3 protein-coding genes are annotated in these 5,382 nt (G+C 68.5%); 1 reads left to right on the forward strand and 2 read right to left on the reverse strand.

Translation table 11 applies throughout. The features are described from left to right. Window positions 1-141: 141 nt before the first annotated feature. Both VKZ87_RS09460 and VKZ87_RS09465 read right to left on the reverse strand, forming a co-directional pair. Window positions 142-1,746 (reverse strand): cisplatin damage response ATP-dependent DNA ligase, encoded by a 1,605-nt coding sequence (locus VKZ87_RS09460; protein ID WP_324221006.1) that lies wholly within the window; start codon window positions 1,744-1,746, stop codon window positions 142-144. Then, window positions 1,743-2,765, reverse strand: a complete 1,023-nt coding sequence (locus VKZ87_RS09465; protein ID WP_324221007.1) for a ligase-associated DNA damage response exonuclease — start codon at window positions 2,763-2,765, stop codon at window positions 1,743-1,745. Before VKZ87_RS09465 ends, VKZ87_RS09460 begins: the two co-directional genes overlap by 4 nt. 34 nt (window positions 2,766-2,799) lie before the next feature. On the opposite strand from VKZ87_RS09465, the gene VKZ87_RS09470 reads away from it, so the two are divergent. After that, entirely contained in the window at window positions 2,800-5,256 is a 2,457-nt protein-coding gene (locus VKZ87_RS09470) for a ligase-associated DNA damage response DEXH box helicase (RefSeq protein WP_324221008.1), read from the forward strand. The last annotated feature ends 126 nt before the right edge of the window (window positions 5,257-5,382 follow it).

Here is a 5,382-nt window from a genome sequence, read left to right on the forward strand (position 1 = left end):
CCGATCAGCCAGTTGGCTGCGGGCACACAGGCGATGAAAGCGGCCAGGAAGGCAAAGCCCTCGAAGCGGGTGCGGTCCATAAAAACTCCGGTGATTGCGCGGGGATATACGGCGGCGGGGCCGGGAAGGCAACCCGCGGCCCTAATCCCGAATCCGCGCCGCCAGGCTTTCCAGCCGGTCGGCTTCCGCGGCGGGCTTGTCCCAGCGGATGCGGCTGATGCGGGGAAACCGCATGGCAACGCCCGATTTATGCCGGGTCGAGCGCCGGATTCCCTCATAGGCGATTTCCAGCACCAGCGCGGGCTCGACCCTTCGCACCGGGCCGAAGCGTTCCACCGTATGGTTGCGCACCCACTTATCAAGTTGCTGGAGCTCCGTATCCGTAAAGCCGAAATAGGCCTTGCCGACCGGCACCAGTTCGGGACCGCCCTCGCTGCCATTGTCGCGCCAGCAGCCGAAGGTGAAATCCGAATAGAAGGACGAGCGCCTGCCGTGGCCGCGCTGGGCATAGAGCAGCACCGCGTCCACCGTGTCGGGATCGCGCTTCCATTTGAACCACAGGCCTTTCGGCCGGCCGGCCACGTAGGGGCTGTCGCCGCGCTTCAGCATCAGGCCCTCGGCATTGACCGATTCCGCCTGCCGCCGTGCCTCCGCCAGATCGGTCCAGGCCCTGAACGACAGCTGCGGCGAGAGATCGAAGCGCTCCGCCAGCGGCCCGTTACCGACCTTCCGCGCGAACCACTGTTCCAGCCGCGCACGGCGCGTGTCGAAGGGCAATGCGCGGACATCCTCGTCGCCATCGAAAAGGATGTCGTAGAGCCGCACGAAGGCCGGCCGCTCCCTGATCTGCCTGGCCGAAACCGTCTTGCGGTTCAGCCGCTGCTGCAGCTCGTTGAAGCTGCCATGCTGCTCGTCGATGCGCACCAGCAGCTCGCCGTCCAGCACCGCTTCCAGGCCCGCCAGCAACCCGATTTCCGGAAAGCTGCCGCCGATCTCCTCGCCTCCGCGGGAGAAGATCCGCGTCTGCGTCCTGCCGCCGAGCAGCTGGACCCGGATGCCGTCCCATTTCCATTCCGCGCGGAAATCCTGCGCTTCGAGCTTGGCGAGGTCGGCCTCGTCCAGTGCCTGCGCCAGCATCAGCGGCCGGAAGGCGGCGAGATGATCGACCTCCGGCCGCGTTTCGCCATGGCCGAGCCAGGCGAAAAGCTGTGCATAGGGCGGCTGCAGTCCCGGCCAGACCTCTTCCACTTCATCCACGCTGACCGTGCCGAAGGCCGCCAGCGCCGTCTTCACCAGCCGCTCCGACACGCCGACCCGCAGCGCGCCGGTGAACAGCTTGATCAGCGCCCAGCGCCCCGTCGCGTCCAGCCGGTCGAGCCAGTCGGCCAGCAGCTTGGGCGCCTCGCTGCGGCCGGCCGCCTGCGCCTTCTCCACCACTTCGGTGAGCGTCGGCACCGTCTCGCCCGGCTCGTGATGCTCGGGCCAGATCAGCGCCACGGTTTCGGCGAGATCGCCGACATAGTCGTAGGACCAGCCGAACAGCACGGGATCGCTGCGGCTCTCCGCCAATTGGCGGATCGCGGCCGATTTCAGGCCGGGAATGCTCAGTTTGCCGGTCAGCGCCGCCAGCGCCCAGCCGCGGTCGGGATCCGGCGTGGTGGCGAAGTAATCCGCCAGCCGCGCCAGCTTGGCATTGCGGCCCGGGGTGAAGATCAGGCTCTCCAGCAGGGCTGCGAAGCGGTTCATGACGGGTCTTCGTCTTCGTAGCCGATCAGCCGCAACGCCCGCGCCCGGATGCCGCGCTGGGACGCCGCGTGCATCAGCGCCTCCTCGCGGCCATGGGTGACCCAGACTTCCGGCGCGCCGACCTCGTCGATGGTGGCATTCAGTTCGTCCCAGTCGGCATGGTCTGAAATCACCAGCGGCAGTTCCAGCCCGCCCTGCCGCGCGCGCTGCTTGATCCTCAGCCAGCCCGATGCCGCGCAGGTCACCGGATCGGGCAGGCGCCGCGACCAGCGGTCCTCGATGGCCGATGGCGGCGCCAGCACGATAGCGCCCCGCAGCTCCGCTTTCGGCGTGTCGCCGACATGACGCAGATCGCCCAGCGCGACGCCCTGGTCGCGATAGAGATCGCACAGGGCGACCAGCGCGCCGTGCAGCCAGATCGGCCCATCCCAGCCCGCCTCGCGCAGCAGCATGATAACGCGCTGCGCCTTGCCCAGAGCATAGACGCCAACCAGATGGGCGCGTTCCGGGAACAGCCGCACCGAATGCAGCAGCCTGGCGATCTCGCCCGCATCGTCGGGATGTCGGAAAACCGGCAGGCCGAAAGTCGCTTCGGTGACAAAGACATCGCAGGGCGTCACCTCGAAAGGCGGACAGGTCGGATCGCGGCGGCGCTTGTAGTCGCCGGACACCACCACGCGGCTGCCGCGCCATTCCAGGACGGCCTGTGCCGAACCCAGCACATGGCCGGCAGGTTTGAAGCACAGACTGACGCCGTTGATGTCGAGACGCTCGCCGTAGTCCAGCGCTTGCTGCTGCCTGCCGGCATTCTCGCCATAGCGCGCCCGCATGATCGCCAGCGTCCCGGGCGTCGCCAGAACGCGGCCGTGACCCGGCCTCGCATGGTCGGCATGACCATGGGTGATCACCGCGCGGTCGGCACCGCCGGTGGGATCGATGTAAAAGTCGCCCGGCTCGACATAGAGGCCGCGCGGCGTTGGTTTCAGCCAGGTTTCGGGGCGGGGAATGGTGGAAGCCATGTTCCTGATATAGGCGCGACCTATATCCCTGCCCATGCCCCGCCGGACCGTTCCCGCCGCCCTGCCGCCCGTTCTCGCCGCCTGGTTTGCGGCACGGGGCTGGAGCCTGCATCCGCACCAGCAGGCCATGCTGCGCGCGGCTGGCCGGGGCAAGTCCGCCCTGCTGATCGCCCCGACCGGCGGAGGCAAGACGCTGGCCGGCTTTCTGCCCAGCCTCGTGGAGCTGGCCGCGCAACCCTCACCCGGGATGCACACGCTGTATATCTCGCCGCTGAAGGCGCTGGCGGTGGACGTGCACCGCAATCTGGAGCTGCCCCTGACCGAGACCGGGCTGGCGATCCGCGCCGAGACCCGCACCGGCGACACGCCGCAGTCGAAGCGAGCCCGCCAGCGGAGCAAACCGCCGCAGATCCTGATGACCACGCCGGAAAGCCTTGCGCTGATGCTCTCCTATGCCGATGCGCCGGAGATCTTCCGGCACCTGCGCGCGGTGATCGTGGACGAGGTGCATGCGCTGGCCGGCACCAAGCGCGGCGACCTGCTCGGCCTCGGCCTGGCGCGTCTCGGCACCCTCGCGCCGCAGGCGCGCCGCATCGGACTGTCGGCCACCATCGCCGAACCGGAACGGCTGGCGGCCTGGATCGGCTCCGGCCTGGCGGCACGGCCGGAGATCATCTGCGGCGCTCCGGGTGAGAAGCCGGAGATCGGCATCATCCTGCCCGAGGCGCGCGTGCCCTGGGCAGGACATATGGCGATGCATGCGATCCCGGAGGTCTATGTCGCGATCCGCGACGCGCGCACCGCCATTGTTTTCGTCAACACCCGCGCCCAGGCCGAGCTCGCCTTCCGCGAGCTCTGGCGCATCAACGACGACAATCTCGCCATCGCCCTGCATCACGGCAGCCTTGCCGTGGAACAGCGGCGCCGGGTGGAAGCCGCGATGGCCGAGGGACGGCTGCGCGCCGTGGTCGCCACCGCCTCGCTTGATCTCGGCATCGACTGGGGCGCTGTCGATCTCGTGGTGCAGATGGGTGCGCCGAAAGGCGTGTCGCGGCTGCTGCAGCGGATCGGCCGCTCGAATCACCGGCTCGACCAGCCGAGCCGCGCCCTGCTGGTGCCGGGCAACCGTTTCGAGCTGCTGGAATGCCGTGCCGCCATCGCCGCGATCGGCAGCGGCGTGCTGGATGCCGAGCCGGACCGCGCGCCACCGGGGCGCGATGGCGGGCTCGACGTGCTGGCGCAGCATATTCTCGGCCGCGCCTGCTCGTCGCCCTTCCATGCCGATGATCTCTACCGCGAGGTCACCGCCGCCCAGCCTTACGCGGAACTGGACCGTGCCACCTTCGATGCGGTGCTGGATTACGTGGCGACCGGCGGCTATGCGCTGAAAAGCTACGAGCGCTACCGCCGCCTCGAGCGGCGCGACGACGGAATCTGGCAGGTGACGCGCCCGGCGGTGGCGCGCAGCTACCGGATGAATGTCGGCACCATCGTCGAGGCGGCGATGCTGAGCGTGCGGCTGAAACGCGGCAAGCCGCTCGGCCGCATCGAGGAATGGTTCGTACAGGGACTCGAACCCGGCGACACCTTCATCTTCGCCGGCCGGCTGCTGAAATTCGAGGGCATCCGCGACATGCAGGTGGTCTGTTCTCCGGCCGCGGGAACCGAACCGAAAATCCCCTCCTATGACGGCGGCAAGCTGCCGCTCACCACCCAGCTTGCCGATCGCGTGCTCGCCCTGCTGGAGAACCGCAAGGCCTGGGCGCAGCTTCCGCCGGAGGTGCGCGAATGGCTGAACGTGCAGCAGTATCGCTCGGCATTGCCGAAGCGCGACCACCTGCTGGTCGAGACCTTCCCGCGCGGCAAACGGCATTTCCTGGTGGCCTACGGCTTTGCCGGCCGGGCCGCGCATCAGACGCTTGGCATGCTGCTGACCCGCCGCATGGAGCGCCTCGGCTACAGGCCGCTGGGTTTCGTGGCCAGCGACTACGCGCTGGCGATCTGGTCGCTGGACGAGCCGACACGCATTGCCGAGCTTTTCGACCAGGAGATGATGGGTGACGATCTCGAGGCCTGGATGGCGGAGTCCTCGCTGCTGAAACGCACCTTCCGCAATGTTGCGGTGATCGCCGGGCTGATCGAGCGCCGCCTCCCGGGTCAGGAGAAGTCCGGCCGTCAGGTCACCTTCAATTCCGACACCATCTACGCCGTGCTGCGCAAATACCAGCCCGACCATATCCTGCTGCGCGCCACCTGGGCCGATGCCGCCGGCGGACTGGTCGATGCGCGACGTCTCGGCCTGATGCTCGGCCGCGTGAAGGACCGCATCGAGCACCGGGCGCTGGATCGCGTTTCACCACTCGCCGTGCCGATGCTGCTCGATATCGGCCGCGAGCGGGTCGATGGCAGCGCCCATGACGCACTGATCGCCGAGGCGGCGCTGATCGAGGAAGCCATGGCGCCGGCCGCAAAGGGCAGAAGCGCAGCATGAGCCTGCCTTTCATTGTGCATGGCGTGGAGCTGTCGGCGGAGCCCGATGGCAGCCTGTGGTGGCCGGAGCAGGCTGCGCTGGTCGTGGCCGACCTGCATCTCGAGAAAGCGACGGCGCTGGCCCGGC

Source organism: Ferrovibrio sp. (assembly GCF_035304305.1).
Lineage (GTDB): Bacteria > Pseudomonadota > Alphaproteobacteria > Ferrovibrionales > Ferrovibrionaceae > Ferrovibrio.